This is a genomic window from Bacillus sp. CCNWLW194, assembly GCF_037120585.1.
Classification (GTDB): Bacteria; Bacillota; Bacilli; order Bacillales; family Bacillaceae_G; genus Bacillus_A; species Bacillus_A basilensis.
Genome location: NZ_JBBBBL010000017.1, coordinates 21,385 through 37,500 on the forward strand (window position 1 = coordinate 21,385; position 16,116 = coordinate 37,500).

The following is a 16,116-nucleotide window of genomic DNA, read 5'->3' on the forward strand; positions in this document are numbered from 1 at the left end:
GGGGATGAAAAACATGATGCGCATTGAAGCAAAGAGAATGTCTAAGTTATTACAAGTGTATTTTATTATGGGAAGTAATAACTGTACGAAGGATCCGTTAGCTGTATTGAAAGAAGCGTTAGATGGTGGAGTGACACTTTTTCAGTTTCGTGAGAAGGGTGAAGGAGCTTTAATCGGAGAAGATAGAGTGCGCTTTGCAAAGGAATTGCAGGCGCTTTGTAAGGAATATGGTGTTCCTTTCATTGTAAATGATGATGTAGAATTAGCCATTGAATTAGATGCAGATGGCGTGCATGTTGGACAAGATGATGAAGGAATTACTACTGTTCGTGAAAAAATGGGGGATAAAATTATCGGTGTATCTACACATACAATTGAAGAAGCGAGCTGGGCAATTGAAAACGGAGCTGATTATTTAGGCGTCGGTCCGATTTTTCCAACGAGTACAAAAAAAGATACGAAAGCAGTTCAAGGAACGAAAGGTTTAGCTCATTTTAGAGAACAAGGAATTAGGATACCGATTGTTGGTATTGGTGGGATTACAATTGAAAATACAGCTTCCGTTATAGAAGCGGGTGCGGACGGCGTTTCAGTTATTTCAGCTATTAGTTTAGCGGAATCTGCGTATGAAAGTACGAAGAAATTAGTAGAGGAAGTAAGTAAGGGTTTGTAGAAAAGGGAACTGTACACACATAGTAAAGAACAGAATGGACAGTTAAAAATATTTAAACAAACGTTTGATTAAAAAAGCACAAACCCTTTAAAATTGCGGGTTTGTGCTTTTTCTTTAAGACATAATTGATATTAAGAGCATTCCAATTCCGATAGAAGTGAATGTTGCGATTAGGCCGGGAATCATAAAGCTGTGATTTAAAACATATTTACCAATACCTGTTGTACCAGTGCGATCAAAGTTAATCGCAGCAACGATTGTTCCATAGTTTGGAATGAAGAAGTATCCATTTACTGCAGGGAACATAGCGATTAGTAGTGCTGGTGGAATACCGAGTGATAATCCAAGAGGCATTAAAGCACGTACTGTTGCTGCTTGGCTATATAGTAAAATAGATAGAATGAATAATGCGATGGCAAATAGCCATGGTGCACTTGTTACTAGGTGCTGAATTGATCCTTGAATCATATTTAAGTTTCCGTTAAAGAAAGTATCTCCCATCCAAGCAATCCCGAAAATAGCAACAACTGCTGTTGCACCCGCTTTAAAGACGTTACCAGACACGATGCTTTCTACATTTGGTTTACAGAAAATAATAATAAGAGCTGCGATCGTTAACATAACCATTTCAATTGTGTTTGGCATGGAAAGACGGGCTAACTTCCCATCAACTATCCATCCTGGACGAAGTGCTTCAAATGAACCGAGAAGTACGACAAGGAAAGTTCCTAATAGGAAAAGGATAACTGATAATTTAGCGCCTTTTACACCGACAAATTCTTTTTTCTCTTCAATCTTAGGAATCATTCCTTCTTTTAATCGTTTCAAGTATTCAGGGTCTTCATTTAATTCTTTCCCCATTTTGCTAGCAACAAATGCAGCTACCATACAAGCGATGAAAGTAGAAGGGATACTTACTTTTAAAATATCTAATAAGGTGATTTTATAGTCAGCTAACATTGCTAGAAGTGCAACTGTTGCAGCTGATATAGGACTAGCTGTAATTGCTTGTTGGGAAGCGATTACGGCAATTGACATTGGTCGTTCCGGTCTAATCCCGGATTCGCGAGAGACTTCTGCGATGACAGGAAGTACAGAATAAGCAACGTGACCAGTTCCTGCACAAAGTGTAAATAAATAAGTAACAATTGGAGCAAAGAATGTAATGCGTTTTGGATTTTTTCGTAATGCTTTCTCGGCCAGATGAACAAGGTAGTCCATTCCTCCAGCGGCTTGGAGTGCACCAGCAGCTGTAATTACTGCTAAAATCATAAGCATGACATCAATAGGAGGAGCTGTAGGTTGTAAGTGGAAGACGAAAACAAGTATTGCCATACCAACGCCACCCATTACTCCTAGACCAACTCCGCCTAGACGTGCGCCAATAAAAATGCAGAGTAGTAACGTAAGAAATTGTAGCCAAAACATGATAAACTACCTCCGAAATTCATTAGTTAAGGTATATTTGAATAATTTAATTTGAATGAAAATTAAAATAAATACTCAAAATAATCCTTGTGTTATATACATTTTTTATTATATAACACAAGAAATGTAACATTCACGTACTTTGTTAAATTATTTCGAAAAAATAATACGTTAAAATTTTACATTTGTATCTCTAAATAGGTAGACATTTTAATTTTAATGTTGTAATCTTTTGTAGAGAATAATTTAATTCTCATAGAACTCCCATATCGTTCAACTCGTTCAGCGAGAAAGGCAAACTGATGGAAACATTAGGACGCAAAACTACAGGAGCTAAGGCCGAAAGGCTATGCTAGCCAGTTACCGGACGGATAGGGTTGGTCTTGACCAATGCTCTTTTCATTGGTCTTTTTTTTATTTGCAAACAAATGAGAACCTTTATCATTTATTGAGGTTTATATTTTAATAGTTTTACTTTCTATTAAGTTAATTAAGAAGGGTGATGTTAATGAAAAAGCATTGGCATAAGTTGTCGTTTCTTCAAAAAAATGTATTATTAACTGTGTTAGTTATTTTGACGCTTGTTGGTACTATGGGAGCGTTAAGTTTTAACATGTTTCAAAATAGTATGATGTCTATATTTGAAAGGCATTCTTTTGAAACAGGAGATACGGTATTACATAAATTAGACGAAGAAATAGTGAGAGATGTTACAAAAGACCCAGTGGCACAAAGAGAAAAGAGAGAGAAGTTAACAGAGAAATTAGATGAAGCAACGGAAGAATTGAATAGTGTTGGACAAACGTATATTGTTGGAGCAAAAAAAAATGAAAAAGGTGAGTTACTAATCGTCGACTTGTCTACAGACTTAGCAAATGTTGTTGAAGTAAGACCGGGAGAATATTATAAACAACCAGATCTTTGGATGAAAGCATACGATAAGGTAATGAGCACGAAAAAAGCAAACATGACAGTAGTATATGAAGATCTATTAGGATCATGGGTAACGATATTAGAGCCAATTAAAGATGGAGACGGAAATATTGTGGCAATTGTTGCAGCCGATGTAGATGCGTCTATTGTTCCTAGTACAAAGGAAAAATTCATTATACAAGGTTTAATGTTTATTTGTATTTCTGTTTTAATTGCAACTGTTATTCAATTCTTAATTGTACGTAACGCACTTGCTCCATTGCGAGATTTACGTGAAGGGTTGCGCAAAGTCGGTGAAGGTGATTTGAGTATTAAATTAGAGGAAAGACCAGATGATATTGGTATTATTAATGCGTATTTTAATAATACCATCGAGAAGTTTAAAGGAATTGTAGATAAAGTGAAGCAGACAGCCGAACAGGTTTCCTCATCTTCAAAAGAATTGTCAGTGAGTACGAAAGAGAATAGTATGGCAGTTCAAGAAATCGTAAGTTCTATGGTTGGGGTAAGAGCGGGCAATCAGTCACAAGAAACTTCAGTACCAAAGTATTTAGGTATTGTATATGAAATGGAAGATAGGATAGAAGAGATAACAAATGCTGCAGAACAAATGACGGAAGAGTCTGAAGGTATGGAGCATCATTCAGTAAAAGGAAATGGTGTTATTGAACAGGCGATTAATCAAATGAACATAATACAAAATACAGTACAGGATGTATCTTCTATCATTTATTCTTTGGAAACAAGATCAAAAGAAATTAATGATATTGTAACTGTAATTACAGGTATTTCAAACCAAACTAATTCGTTAGCTTTAAATGCTTCTATTGAATCCTCACGTGCTGAGGAAACTAGAAGGGGATTTGCCGTTGTTGCTGATGAAGTGCGTAAATTAGCAGAGCAAACGGAAGCATCAGCAAAAGATATAGCAAAATTAATAGGGGAAACACAAGCTGAAACGGAAGAAGCTGTTGTTTCAATGCAAAAGGCTTCAAAAGAAGTAGAATTTGGAATTAAACTTGTTCGAAGTAGTGGTGCCTTCTTTGAAAAAAATTCAAAATCAGCACAATCTGTTACAAATCAAGTTAGAGTTGTTTCTAGCAATTCAAGTGATATATTGCAAAATAGCGAAAATATTGTTCGTGTTGTAAATGAACTATCACATATCGCAAATATGTATGCGAATAGTAGTAGTAATATTGAAGCGAGTATGAAAGAACAGGAAATGTCTGTACAGGATATTGCTGAATTAGCGAGTTCTTTAAGCTGGCTTTCACAGGAGTTACAAGAGTTAATTGGAGAATTTAAAAGTTAACTGAAATGATTATACATGCTTTTGTTTGTTCAATAAAATAAATCATGCTACAATGAAAACGAATTAAGGACCGGGGAGCCAATTGGCTGAGAGGATGTAAGCAAACATCGACCCTCAACCTGATCTGGATAATGCCAGCGTAGGGAGTTACTTAAAGTGATGTAGCATATGTTATTCTATAATAACTTGCATACAAGGCTTTCCTACGTAGTAGGAAAGCCTTTTCTTGTTTTAAAATTTAATTTCAGAAGGGGGATATTATTATGTCACAACAAGTTACAATGTCATTTTCAGTAGTACCACAAGCAAAAACAAAAGATGTATATTCTGTTGTTGATAAAGCAATTGAAGTTGTACAACAATCGGGAGTTCGTTATGAAGTAGGAGCAATGGAAACAACGCTGGAAGGAGAATTAGATGTACTTCTTGATGTCGTTAAACGTGCGCAACAAGCTTGCGTGGATGCTGGAGCTGAAGAAGTGATTACTTCTATTAAAATCCATTATCGTCCAAGCACTGGTGTAACGATAGATGAAAAGGTTTGGAAGTACCGTGATGAATATGCAAAACCAGAAGCAATCTAAAATAATTACAACAATTTGGCTTATCCTTCTCATTGCAATATGGGAAGGATCTGTTTCATTATTTAAAATTGAACCTTGGATTTTACCAAAGCCTTCTGCCATTGTTCAAGAATTAATTGGAATGAAGGATTTACTATTACCGAATACGATGCAAACGTTACAAGAGGTTATAATTGGACTATTTTTTGCGATTTTAATTGGGACAAGTATTGCAATTCTTATGGACGTTATCCCTTTATTTCGTATTTTAATAAATCCGTTGCTTGTTATTTCGCAAACGATTCCAATCGTTGTACTTGCACCGTTATTTATTATTTGGTTTGGATATGGAATGCTACCGAAAGTAATGGTAGTAATACTCGTTTGTTTCTTCCCGATTGCGCTTAGTATTTTAGAAGGTTTTCAAACGGTAGATAAAAATATGTTGAAGTTGTTGCAAACGATGAAGGCAACGAAATGGCAAGTTTACCAGAAAGTAAAGTTTCCGGCAGTGCTTCCATACTTTTTCTCTGGTTTGAAAATTGCAGTTACATATAGCGTCATGGGAGCGATTATTGGAGAATGGCTCGGTGCCAGCGAAGGGTTAGGAGTTATGCTTACGAGGGCTACAAAATCCTTTTTAACTGCCCGGGTATTTGGTGTTGCAGCAATTATTGTCATGGTGACATTATGTCTGTATTTTATCGTGGAGTTTATGGCAAGAATAACAGCACCATGGATATATAGAAAGGACGGCAGAAAATGAAAAAAGGTTTAAAAGTTATGTTGGCTGCCTTATTAGCAGTAGGTGTGGTTGGATGTAATCCGGCGAAGAAAGAAGAAAGTGCAAGTAAAGATCAAAAAGTAAAAGTAGTATTAGATTGGTTTCCGAATACGAATCATACTGGTTTATATGTAGCACAAGCGAAAGATTATTATAAAAAGCAAGGCTTAGATGTAGAAATTATTCAGCCTGGTGACAATGTAACAGCAGAGCAAATGATAGCTTCAGGAAAAGCTGACTTCGCAATAAGCGCACAAGAAAATGTAACGTTGGCTCGGGTGGAAGGTATTCCTGTTGTATCTGTAGGGGCGATTATTCAGCATAACACTTCAGCTTTTGCGTCACTTAAGAAAGATAACATGACTTCACCGAAAAATTTTGAAGGCAAACGTTACGGAGGCTGGGGAGGACCAGCAGAAGAAGCAACGTTAAAGACAATTATGGAGAAACATCAAGCTGATTTTAATAAAGTCGAAAAAATCATTTTAGGACAAACAGACTTCTTTAAATCAATTGGCCGTGATGCTGATTTCGAATGGATTTATTACGGTTGGGATGGTATTGAAGCGAAGCGTCAAGGAAAAGAGTTAAATACAATTATGGTGAAAGACTTAGATCCAGCGCTCGATTTCTATAGCCCTGTTATTATTACAAGTGAAAAACATACGAAGCAAGATAAAGACTTTGTGAAAAAGTTTATGAATGCAACGACAGAAGGGTATAATTTTGCAATTAAAGAACCAAAAGAAGCAGCGGATATTTTAATTAAAGCTGTTCCGGATGTGAATAAAGAGTTAGTGCAAGAGAGTCAAAAGTGGTTAAGTACGAAGTATCAAGATGATGCAAAAGCATGGGGAGTACAGAAGGAAGAAGTTTGGACGAATTACATGAATTTCTTATATGATAACAAAGTTATTAAGAAGAAAATTGATGTGAAAGATGCCTTTACAAATGAGTTCCTTCCAAGTGAAAAATGAGTGGATTACAAATAAAAGATATTGTGAAATCTTTCGATGGAAAGAATGTATTAGCAAATATTAGTGCTTCTATACGAGAGGGAGAATTCGTTTCCTTTGTAGGACCCAGTGGTTGCGGGAAAAGCACATTATTAAATATGATTGCAAATGTTGAAAATCCAACAAGTGGGAACGTAACGTATAAGGATAAGCAAGTACAAGAGCAAGATGCTGTAAGTTATATGCCGCAACAAGATTTATTGCTGCCATGGCGATCAGCTTTGCAAAATATCGTTCTTCCGTTAGAAATCGAAGGGAAGCTGAAAAAACAAAGGCTGGCAGAAGGAATGGAAGCGTTGAAGCAGTTTGAACTAGATGAATATGCAGATCATTATCCAGATGAATTATCAGGTGGAATGCGTCAAAGAATTAGCTTCCTTCGCACATATTTATGTGAAAAGCCAATTATGCTACTTGATGAGCCTTTTGGAAAATTAGATGCCTTTACAAAAATGGAAGTACACAGCTGGCTTTTAAACTCTTGGCACCAAGAGAAGCAAACAATCGTTATGGTTACACATGACTTAGATGAGGCAATCTTGCTATCGGATCGCGTATTTATTTTATCTCAAAGACCAGCGTCAATAGTTGGTGAGGTAAAAGTGAAATTACCTAGGCCACGAACGATGGATATGTTAACATCGCTTGAGTTAAAGAAGGATAAGGAAGAAATTTTGAGAGTATTAGCTCCTTATATGAAAAAATAGAAAAAGTCTTTTAACAGTTTTTTGTATAATTACTGTTAAGAGGCTTTTTCTATAGGAGAAGAAGGAACAAAGGAAAAAATAGAGAATAGAATATAACAGAGTAGTTTATACTCTTAATATAACAAATGCTAAAGGAGTGAAAGGATAAAATGACTTTATCAACTGTTCTTCAAATGGTTTTAGCTTGATGTGGGAGAAGTCTGCCCATTTTTAACGATTAAGCTAAATTGAAGACAGCAGGTAAAGAACCTTAATCCTTTTTTACGATAATATGTAATGGGTAAGGTGTATTCACCTTACCCATTTTTTATATGCACAATTAAATAAGGCTTTATACTGTCGCTCTCTCTTATTTAGCTTATGGATGATAAGTAAAGGAGAGAAAAAAATGAGTATATTAACAGTAGAAAATTTAAGTCATTCGTATGGTGAGAAAACCATTTTATATAATACGTGCTTTCGATTATTAAAGGGCGAGCATGTTGGGTTAGTAGGGAAAAATGGAATTGGAAAATCAACATTGTTAAGGATTTTAACAGGAGAACTTATACATGATGATGGGAACATTGAATGGTTTCCGCATGTGAAGGTAGGTTTTTTACAGCAGCATATGGATTTACAAGAGGGGATAACGATTGAAAGATATTTACAAAGTGCATTTTCTGATTTGTATGCGATTGAATGTGAGATGTTAAAAATTGCTGAAGAAATGAATGGAGCAGGAGAAGTAGAAAAACTGTTAGTAAAGTATGGAGAATTACAAACTATATTGGAAAGTTCTAATTTCTATCAAATTCATACAGAAATTGAAGAAGTAGCAATTGGTTTAGGGTTGTTTGAGGTAGGTTTGGAAAAGGATGTTTCAAAGTTAAGTGGAGGACAACGAACAAAGTTATTACTTGGGAAGCTCCTTTTAGAAAAAGCTGATGTTTTATTGCTAGATGAGCCAACAAACTATTTAGATACAGCTCATATAGAATGGTTGCGATCATATTTGAGACTGTATGAAAAAGCTTATGTAATCATTTCACATGACGAAGTATTTTTGAACAGTATTACGAATGTTATTTATCATCTAGAAGGAGGGAAAGTGAAGCGATACGCAGGAAATTATGAAAAGTTTGTGCAAAGTTATCAAGTGCAAACGAAACAATTACAATCGGCGTATACGAAACAACAAAAAGAAATTGCTCAGTTAGAAACATTTATTCAAAAAAATAAAATTCGAAAAGCGAAACAGGCTAAAAGTCGAGAGAAAGTGTTAGAGAAAATGCAAAGGGTTGAAAAGGTTAATCATGTAACTCAAACTCGTTTTGATTTCAATGTTTATGAGGAGCCAGTGAGTCGTATATTGCAAGCTGAGAAACTAAGGATAGGATATAGTGATCCGTTATGTCCAGAGTTGAATTTACAAGTGAAAAAGGGAGAAAAGATAGCGATTGTTGGTCATAATGGAATTGGAAAAACGACGATGTTAAAAACGTTATTAGGTCAAATAAAACCGCTAAGTGGTTCAATTTCTGTTGGAGAACGAGTAAATCCTGCTTATTTTGCACAGGAGGAGTTTGCTTCAGAAACAACACCATTAGAGAAAGTTTGGGCAGAACGACCAGATATGACAAAGAAAGAAGTGCGCCAAGCATTAGCAAAGTGTGGATTGAAAGAAGAACACGTATTAAAACCTATTCGTTTATTAAGCGGCGGAGAACAAACGAAAGTACGTTTATGTGAACTTATCGTAACGAAAAGCAATGTTTTAATTTTAGATGAACCAACTAATCATTTGGATATAGAAACAAAGAAGTCCTTGCAGGAAGCGTTACAACAATATAAAGGAACAGTTTTACTTGTCTCACATGAGCCTTCTTTCTATGAAGCATGGATAACAAAAGTATGGAATATAGAAGAATGGAACGTTTAACAGTATGAATAAAGAAAAGGCATTAGCTTATATAAGCTAATGCCTTTTCTTTGTGATTAACATGATTTTCGAGAACTCTTACATGAGAATTGTATGAAGAAGCACTCTTATGGTGCGCTTATAAGCGTGCTTTTTCTTTTGTTATGTTTATATTTATAATAATACTAGATGCCTTTCCCTAATAGGCGACTATCTTCTTTTATATATATAGATAGTTTGGAATGGAATGAAAATAATTCCTATATGTAAAGGATAATGTGATTACTATAGGAAGACAATAGAACTTAAAGGAAATTCATGTAAAATTCAGATGAACTTCACATGAACTTCATATTAGAAACTAAATATAAATATAATAGGTTATTGTAATACTAATTTATGATTTTTCATAAAATTAAAAGTTTGAATTTAGGATAGAGCACTCAAACCTAAATTCAAACTTTAGTGAAATAATTAAGGGATGTTACCTTTAGTTTTCGCTAATGGATGCATTTACAAGTTCGGCGGGATTACCTGTTCCTGCCCCTCCGATTGTAACCGATCCACCAGGAGGAATTTCACCATTCCATCCTGCATTCGTAATTACGTAATGATTATTTATTTTACTACTAATTTTAGAATCCCAAACTTGCGTTAAATTGCCTTTATAATCAAATTCTAATTTCCAGTTTTTAATAGGGATCGTCCCGGTATTTTTAATTATAATCGAGAAGTTGTAACCACTTCCCCAATTGGAAGTGACAGAAAAGGTAGCATTGCCATTTCCACCAGGAGGTGTCGTATTAGCATCATCTGTTTTAACTGTAATAGCGGTAGGTTGCGACTTATTTCCAGCAGCATCTTTGGCAATTACTGAAAATGTGTATTCTGTATTAGGTTTCAAGTTTTTAATTGTAATGCTATTTATTGTTGTACTCCATTTTTCTTCTCCGGCAGTAATTTCATATTCAGTAACTCCTACGTTATCAGTAGATGCAGTCCAGTTCAATTGAACTGAGTTTGAATTTTTATTTGTAACAGCAATATTTTTTGCGTTTGTTGGTGGCTCAGTATCTTTTTGAGTAATAGGTCCACCCAGTAATTCTTTTACTAACGTATCAAGTAATTTAGGTCCACTACAACTATATTTTGGACTTGTACGGCAATCCCCACTTAATTCCCAAAACATTGCTCCACTTAAACCTTTCGTTTTTATATAGTCTGTTTTATATTTCATAGATTCATTGTCATCGTAGCTAATAAATGAGCCTGTAGTCGCGTTATATAAATAAGGTACTTTCGCTACATCGTTCCAGTAGCGAACAAACCCATTTTTATTAACATAATTAGCTGCTAAATCACCATAATCGTACACACCTGTGTCACCGGTAGAATAATCATCCCAAGTACCTTTAGAGGCTAGCTTTCCATCACTACCTGGTTTACAAGGTTGGTATTGTCCGTTATTTTCTTTTCCGCAACTCTTCCATCCACGTCCGTAAAAAGGTACACCTAATACGAGTTTATCCGCTGGAACACCTTCATTTGTATAAATGTCTATAGCACCATCTACGTAAAATTTCGTATCCGCTGCTGGGTCATTTGGATCTTTGTATAGAGCTGCATTATGGTTAGAAGTAGGTTCCCATCCACCATGGAAGTCATATGTCATAATATTAATCCAATCAAGTATTTGAGAGATTTTCTTTAGCTCTGTATGATCAGCATAACGTTGGCTTGCACCTGAAGCGATTGTTAGTAAATATTGTTTACCATCTTCTGCACCAGCTTTAGTTAGTGCATTTCGAACATCTTGAAGAAGTAGAGTGAAGTTTTGCTTATCTTCAGGACGATAACTACCACCAGGAATCGTTTCAACGCCAGGATATTCCCAATCTAAATCAACACCGTCAAATCCATATTCGCGTAGGAAATCGACTGTAGATTCAGCAAATACTTTTCTTGTTTTTTCATCAGCGGCCATATCAGAAAAGCGGTTAGACCAAGTCCAGCCACCAACGGAAATAATTGTTTTTAAGTGTGGATACTTAGCTTTTAATCGTTTCAGTTCTCCGAAATTTCCGCAGCGGGCGTATTTATCACAATCTTCCCAAGTTGCCCCTGATCCTGGATAAGATTTTGTGACGTCAGCCCATGGTTCACCTAATACGAGAGTACCATTAGGAACTTCTTTATTTTGCAGTGGTACACCAGATTCTTTACAGTTCCACGTTTGTTTATTTGGATTATCAGGGTGTGTAGAAGGATTTCCATGTTTTCCATTCCAGCAAATATCAGCAAATGCATAGTTTAGATGAGTGAGTTTTGATGCATCAATTTCTGCAACTTGATAATTACGTCCGTAAATGCCCCATGAAGGAAAATACCCAACAATTTTTTGACCTTGCTTTGGTGAATCTGCTAATGCGAAGTTTGGAGTAATAAAGTTTGTGAGAAAAAGAGGTAAGAAGAGTAGTAGGGATAGTAATAGCAGTGTGAATTTTTTTGATTTCATAGCCATTTCTCCTTTCAAAATAAAAGATATATTTAAAGGCATGCGCCAATAAATCAAAATGAATCTAGATGTATAAATCATCTAGATGAAAATGATCAGACATCACGAAGTCTATACAAGAAGCTAGGGATGATTAAATCGTAACAAATGTAAGATTTAGTGTAAACGCTTTATTCGATTCGGAAGGATTTTCTCAATATAAAAAGGCTTGAATACAAACTGTATATGAAAATGAAATATTTGTGAGGTAGAAAATAGCGCCTTATAAATAAAATTGAGAAAAAATTGTATGAAGTCGATTTCTTATGACGTAGCAAGATGAGAAAATATCATGTAAAATAATAGTAAAAATATGTAAAGGAGGGAATAGTGTGGATGTGTTTTTGAATATTGCTGAAGAAAAAATTCGTCAAGCAATACGGAATGGTGACCTTGATAATATTCCGGGAAAAGGAAAGCCACTACAATTAGAAGATCTTTCGATGGTACCTCCAGAACTTAGAATGAGTTATAAAGTTTTAAAAAATGCGGGAATGATTCCCCGAGAAATGGAACTACAAAAAGATATATTAAAAATAGAGGATTTAATCGCTTGCTGTTATGATGAAGAAGAGAGAAAAAAATTACAAGAAGAGTTAACAGCAAAAACACTACGCTTTCAGCAGGTAATGGAAAAAAGAAAGATTAAAGACAGTTCAGCATTTCGTATGTATCAAGGTAAAGTATTTCGTAAACTACGTTAAGAGGGATAAGATGAATAAATTTGAAACGATAGAAGAATTAGCAACATACATTGAAGAACAACCATTAGTACTTCTGTTTATTAAAACGGAAAATTGTGGTGTTTGTGATGTTATGTTAAGGAAAGTAAATTACGTATTAGAGAATTATGATTACGTGGAGAAAATAGAGATATTACTGCAAGACATGCAAGAGGTTGCGGGGCGATATGCAGTATTTACAGGTCCAACAATTTTATTATTTCATAATGGAAAAGAGATTCTTCGTGAATCGCGTTTCATTTCACTTGAAAATCTAGAGAGAAGCATTCAATTATTCGAAGATTAAGGGAGGGATCTATATGGAATTTATTATTTTCATACTATTATTTGTTGTAATTGGAATAATCGTAATAGCGGTTCGTTCAAACAAAAAGAAGGTAAATCTTGCGAAACAAAATAATATACATAATTCGTCTAATAGCTCATCACCATTATTTTTCTTTGCTGGATCGGATAATGATGGCGGTTCACATGATTGTGGAGGATCTTCTGGTGGAGATAGTGGAGGTAGCTGCGATGGCGGCGGCGGTGGCGATTGATGAGAATACGCCTTATATAGGCGTATTTCTTTTTTAAACAAACGTTTGATTAGATGGCTTACATATGCATAAAAACAGTTAAACAAACGTTTGATTAAATATTTTTAATATACTAAGGGGAATGAAAATGAAGAGGGAGCCGAAAGTGAAAAACAAGGGAAAAGTAGCGTTATTTTTAATAGCTGCGGGAAGCGTATTTCTTGTTAAATTAGGATTTAAATTTGGAATAATACATATGATTCGAACTTGGTTTGAAAGTACGTTTTCTTAAATAAAGAATATAGCCTCTTGCGATAGAGGTTTTTTATTTGTTATTATTAGACTGAACGGTCGGTTTAAAGAGGTGTAAATATGAGAAGAAGCGCAGAAGAGATCAAAAAAGAAATTGCATATAAAGCAGAAAGTCTGTTTTCACAAAAAGGCTATGCAGCTACATCTATGGAAGATATTTGTGAAATTACAGAGCGGAGTAAAGGAAGCATTTATTATCACTTTAAAAGTAAAGAAGAATTATTTTTATTTGTAGTGAAGCAGTATACGTATGATTGGCTTGAGAAATGGAATGAAAAAGAGAAGTTGTATAGTACGAGTACTGAAAAACTATATGGTCTCGCGGAATATTATGTAGAGGACATACAGCAACCTATTTCTAATGCAATAGAAGAATTTTCTATGAGCCAAGTTGTAAGCAAAGAAACTTTGGATGAAATGTTAGCTTTAACTAGAGAATCATACGTTATGTTTGAGAAATTAATTGAAGCAGGCATACAGTCTGGAGAGTTTCGTGAAGATAATACGCGCGATCTTATGTATATTGTGAATGGATTATTATCAGGGCTTGGAGTACTTTACTACGAGTTAGATTATAAAGAGCTGAAACGTATTTATAAAAAGGCGATAGATGTATTGTTAAAAGGAATGGCAGCTGAATAATAAGTCAGTTGCTTTTCTTACAAAATATATTAGACCGAACGGTCGGTTTGTGAAAGGGGAATGAAAATGAACGCTTTATTTAAAAATCGAGCATTTATGCTCGTTATGGCATCTGATATTTTACAACAATTTGCAATTTGGATCAGAAATATGGCTCTTTTGTATTTCATAATGGAGAGAACGAATAATGATCCAGTTTCAGTTTCGTTGTTATCGGTTATGGAATATGCACCTATCTTTATTTTCTCGTTTATTGGTGGTGCACTAGCTGATCGCTGGAATCCGAAAAGAACGATGGTTGCTGGAGATGTGTTAAGTGTACTATCTATCATAGGTATTGTCTTGTTGTTAAAGCTAGATTATTGGCAGGCTATATTTTTTGCAACACTCATTTCCGCGATTGTAGGCCAGTTTTCTCAGCCATCATCCTCGCGTATATTTAAGCGCTACGTAAAGGAAGAACAGGTAGCGAATGCGATTGCATTTAACCAAACATTACAGTCATTATTTATGATTTTTGGACCAGTGGTAGGATCGCTTGTGTATACACAACTTGGTTTATTTACGTCACTATATAGCTTAATCATTTTATTTTTGTTATCTGCTATCGCTCTTTCTTTTTTACCGAAATGGATTGAACAAGAGCAAGTGGTGAGAGATTCATTGAAAAATGATATAAAAGAAGGTTGGAAATATGTTCTTCATACGAAAAATTTACGTATGATTACGATTACTTTTACTATTATGGGCTTAGCTGTTGGACTAACGAATCCATTAGAGGTGTTTCTTGTAATAGAACGCCTTGGAATGGAAAAGGAAGCAGTTCAATATTTAGCTGCAGCTGATGGAATAGGTATGTTAATTGGTGGTATTATTGCTGCAGTTTTCGCTTCAAAAGTGAATCCGAAAAAGATGTTTGTATTCGGTATGAGCATATTAGCGATGTCATTTTTAGTAGAAGGGCTATCTACATCATTTTGGATTACTAGTTTCATGAGATTTGGAACAGGTATTTGTTTAGCTTGTGTTAATATCGTTGTCGGTACGCTTATGATTCAACTTGTACCAGAAAATATGGTTGGAAGAGTAAATGGAACAATTTTACCGCTGTTTATGGGAGCTATGCTAATTGGTACTGCTTTAGCTGGAGGATTAAAGGAAATGACTTCACTAGTTATTGTATTTTGTATAGCAATGGCACTTATATTATTGGCAATAGGACCAGTTCTACGCATGCAAATAAAGAATGAAGATGTCGTTAATAAAGAGGAACTAACAAATTCGTTAGCTTCGAAATAACTATTGTAAGGGAGCAGAATTGCTCCCTTTTTCTTTGGGGAACTTTTGACAACTATATGAGCCAATTATATACTGATGATGTAAAAACGATTTTACAGGTTAGGAGAAATGGTGTGAAAAATCAAATCCATGAATTACGCACTGAAAATAATATTTCACAAGGCGCATTAGCTGATAAATGTAAGGTTTCTAGACAGACGATAAATGCAATTGAGAATAATAAATATGATCCAAGCTTAGCATTAGCGTTCCGTTTAGCGGAAGTATTAGGAACAACTGTTGATAAACTATTTTTGTACAAGCAGTAGGGGGAGTAGTTGTTGGGGAAAGAGAAAATAAGCTTTTTCGTTACTGTATTAGTAGCTATAGGTACGTTAGTGTTTGCACTTTATTATTGGTTAACTGAACTTCAAGTAAATTGGTATGCACTATTTATTTGTAGCATCGCGTTACATTATCTATTTAAAAGTTTGGCATCATATAGCGTTGAAGGGGAAACTGAGGAAAACGAAGATTTAGAAAAACATGTATTAAAAAGGAGTGCAAATGTTACGTATTATGTACTCGTTGTATTCATTTTTGGTTTGTTTTTCGCATCAGTAGGTTTTAATAAATGGATTGATTTTCATAACATACCGCTATTGTTTGCGTTATGTGCTGCGATAGTTGTAAAGCCAGCTGTTGAGTTTTTAATTGTAAGACGTTATCGATAAAAAAGATCCACTTCTC

Annotated in this window: 17 protein-coding genes and 2 riboswitches; of the genes, 15 read left to right on the forward strand and 2 right to left on the reverse strand. The window is 35.0% G+C overall.

From position 1 onward, the window contains the following. Positions 1–13 precede the first annotated feature (13 nt). Positions 14–673, forward strand: a complete 660-nt coding sequence (gene thiE / locus V7S50_RS27770) for a thiamine phosphate synthase (protein WP_242256581.1) — start codon at positions 14–16, stop codon at positions 671–673. Positions 674–787: 114 nt separating this feature from the next. Here thiE and V7S50_RS27775 read toward each other — a convergent pair whose 3' ends face one another. Beyond that, positions 788–2,101 (reverse strand): anaerobic C4-dicarboxylate transporter family protein, encoded by a 1,314-nt coding sequence (locus tag V7S50_RS27775; RefSeq protein WP_242256580.1) that lies wholly within the window; start codon positions 2,099–2,101, stop codon positions 788–790. A gap of 283 nt (positions 2,102–2,384) precedes the next feature. Continuing rightward, positions 2,385–2,469, forward strand: a riboswitch (cyclic di-GMP riboswitch). Positions 2,470–2,609: 140 nt separating this feature from the next. Here V7S50_RS27775 and V7S50_RS27780 point away from each other — a divergent pair. The 6 genes from V7S50_RS27780 to V7S50_RS27805 all read left to right on the forward strand — a co-directional run bounded on the left by V7S50_RS27780 (position 2,610) and on the right by V7S50_RS27805 (position 9,340). Beyond that, positions 2,610–4,349, forward strand: coding sequence for a methyl-accepting chemotaxis protein (locus V7S50_RS27780; protein ID WP_336376671.1), 1,740 nt, complete (start codon positions 2,610–2,612; stop codon positions 4,347–4,349). A gap of 61 nt (positions 4,350–4,410) precedes the next feature. Beyond that, positions 4,411–4,512: riboswitch (TPP riboswitch) on the forward strand. A gap of 100 nt (positions 4,513–4,612) precedes the next feature. Then, positions 4,613–4,933, forward strand: a complete 321-nt coding sequence (locus V7S50_RS27785) for an MTH1187 family thiamine-binding protein (RefSeq protein WP_000082906.1) — start codon at positions 4,613–4,615, stop codon at positions 4,931–4,933. Then, positions 4,905–5,678, forward strand: a complete 774-nt coding sequence (locus tag V7S50_RS27790) for an ABC transporter permease (protein ID WP_001057157.1) — start codon at positions 4,905–4,907, stop codon at positions 5,676–5,678. Before V7S50_RS27785 ends, V7S50_RS27790 begins: the two co-directional genes overlap by 29 nt. Then, positions 5,675–6,673 (forward strand): ABC transporter substrate-binding protein, encoded by a 999-nt coding sequence (locus tag V7S50_RS27795; RefSeq protein WP_242256576.1) that lies wholly within the window; start codon positions 5,675–5,677, stop codon positions 6,671–6,673. The genes V7S50_RS27790 and V7S50_RS27795 overlap by 4 nt, the downstream gene beginning before the upstream one ends. Beyond that, complete coding sequence (locus tag V7S50_RS27800; protein WP_242256574.1) at positions 6,670–7,419, forward strand: ABC transporter ATP-binding protein; 750 nt, start codon at positions 6,670–6,672, stop codon at positions 7,417–7,419. The genes V7S50_RS27795 and V7S50_RS27800 overlap by 4 nt, the downstream gene beginning before the upstream one ends. Positions 7,420–7,807: 388 nt before the next feature. Next, entirely contained in the window at positions 7,808–9,340 is a 1,533-nt protein-coding gene (locus tag V7S50_RS27805; RefSeq protein ID WP_242256572.1) for an ABC-F family ATP-binding cassette domain-containing protein, read from the forward strand. Between the two features lie 469 nt (positions 9,341–9,809). On the opposite strand, the gene V7S50_RS27810 is transcribed toward V7S50_RS27805, so the two are convergent. Beyond that, complete coding sequence (locus tag V7S50_RS27810) at positions 9,810–11,834, reverse strand: glycosyl hydrolase family 18 protein (RefSeq protein ID WP_242256570.1); 2,025 nt, start codon at positions 11,832–11,834, stop codon at positions 9,810–9,812. Positions 11,835–12,205: 371 nt separating this feature from the next. On the opposite strand from V7S50_RS27810, the gene V7S50_RS27815 reads away from it, so the two are divergent. The 8 genes from V7S50_RS27815 to V7S50_RS27850 all read left to right on the forward strand — a co-directional run bounded on the left by V7S50_RS27815 (position 12,206) and on the right by V7S50_RS27850 (position 16,100). Next, positions 12,206–12,577, forward strand: coding sequence for a J-domain-containing protein (locus V7S50_RS27815; RefSeq protein ID WP_242256568.1), 372 nt, complete (start codon positions 12,206–12,208; stop codon positions 12,575–12,577). Positions 12,578–12,587: 10 nt separating this feature from the next. Further along, a complete protein-coding gene (locus tag V7S50_RS27820) occupies positions 12,588–12,902 on the forward strand; it encodes a thioredoxin family protein (RefSeq protein ID WP_242256567.1) in 315 nt (104 codons plus the stop codon). A gap of 13 nt (positions 12,903–12,915) precedes the next feature. Then, entirely contained in the window at positions 12,916–13,155 is a 240-nt protein-coding gene (locus V7S50_RS27825) for a hypothetical protein (RefSeq protein WP_098555136.1), read from the forward strand. Between the two features lie 127 nt (positions 13,156–13,282). After that, a complete protein-coding gene (locus V7S50_RS27830) occupies positions 13,283–13,426 on the forward strand; it encodes a hypothetical protein (protein ID WP_063221638.1) in 144 nt (47 codons plus the stop codon). 80 nt (positions 13,427–13,506) lie between these two features. Beyond that, complete coding sequence (locus V7S50_RS27835; RefSeq protein WP_063221639.1) at positions 13,507–14,088, forward strand: TetR/AcrR family transcriptional regulator; 582 nt, start codon at positions 13,507–13,509, stop codon at positions 14,086–14,088. Between the two features lie 66 nt (positions 14,089–14,154). Further along, complete coding sequence (locus tag V7S50_RS27840; RefSeq protein WP_242256566.1) at positions 14,155–15,387, forward strand: MFS transporter; 1,233 nt, start codon at positions 14,155–14,157, stop codon at positions 15,385–15,387. A gap of 56 nt (positions 15,388–15,443) precedes the next feature. Then, on the forward strand, positions 15,444–15,695 hold the full coding sequence (locus V7S50_RS27845) for a helix-turn-helix transcriptional regulator (protein WP_080468319.1): 252 nt from the start codon (positions 15,444–15,446) through the stop codon (positions 15,693–15,695). Between the two features lie 12 nt (positions 15,696–15,707). Beyond that, entirely contained in the window at positions 15,708–16,100 is a 393-nt protein-coding gene (locus V7S50_RS27850) for a hypothetical protein (RefSeq protein WP_242256565.1), read from the forward strand. Positions 16,101–16,116: the final 16 nt, after the last annotated feature.

Coding starts and splice junctions, on each gene's coding strand:
- thiE (WP_242256581.1), top strand. CDS start 14: ATGATGCGCATTGAAGCAAAGAGAATGTCTAAGTTATTACAAGTGTAT.
- V7S50_RS27775 (WP_242256580.1), bottom strand. CDS start 2,101: ATGTTTTGGCTACAATTTCTTACGTTACTACTCTGCATTTTTATTGGC.
- V7S50_RS27780 (WP_336376671.1), top strand. CDS start 2,610: ATGAAAAAGCATTGGCATAAGTTGTCGTTTCTTCAAAAAAATGTATTA.
- V7S50_RS27785 (WP_000082906.1), top strand. CDS start 4,613: ATGTCACAACAAGTTACAATGTCATTTTCAGTAGTACCACAAGCAAAA.
- V7S50_RS27790 (WP_001057157.1), top strand. CDS start 4,905: ATGAATATGCAAAACCAGAAGCAATCTAAAATAATTACAACAATTTGG.
- V7S50_RS27795 (WP_242256576.1), top strand. CDS start 5,675: ATGAAAAAAGGTTTAAAAGTTATGTTGGCTGCCTTATTAGCAGTAGGT.
- V7S50_RS27800 (WP_242256574.1), top strand. CDS start 6,670: ATGAGTGGATTACAAATAAAAGATATTGTGAAATCTTTCGATGGAAAG.
- V7S50_RS27805 (WP_242256572.1), top strand. CDS start 7,808: ATGAGTATATTAACAGTAGAAAATTTAAGTCATTCGTATGGTGAGAAA.
- V7S50_RS27810 (WP_242256570.1), bottom strand. CDS start 11,834: ATGAAATCAAAAAAATTCACACTGCTATTACTATCCCTACTACTCTTC.
- V7S50_RS27820 (WP_242256567.1), top strand. CDS start 12,588: ATGAATAAATTTGAAACGATAGAAGAATTAGCAACATACATTGAAGAA.
- V7S50_RS27825 (WP_098555136.1), top strand. CDS start 12,916: ATGGAATTTATTATTTTCATACTATTATTTGTTGTAATTGGAATAATC.
- V7S50_RS27830 (WP_063221638.1), top strand. CDS start 13,283: ATGAAGAGGGAGCCGAAAGTGAAAAACAAGGGAAAAGTAGCGTTATTT.
- V7S50_RS27835 (WP_063221639.1), top strand. CDS start 13,507: ATGAGAAGAAGCGCAGAAGAGATCAAAAAAGAAATTGCATATAAAGCA.
- V7S50_RS27840 (WP_242256566.1), top strand. CDS start 14,155: ATGAACGCTTTATTTAAAAATCGAGCATTTATGCTCGTTATGGCATCT.
- V7S50_RS27845 (WP_080468319.1), top strand. CDS start 15,444: ATGAGCCAATTATATACTGATGATGTAAAAACGATTTTACAGGTTAGG.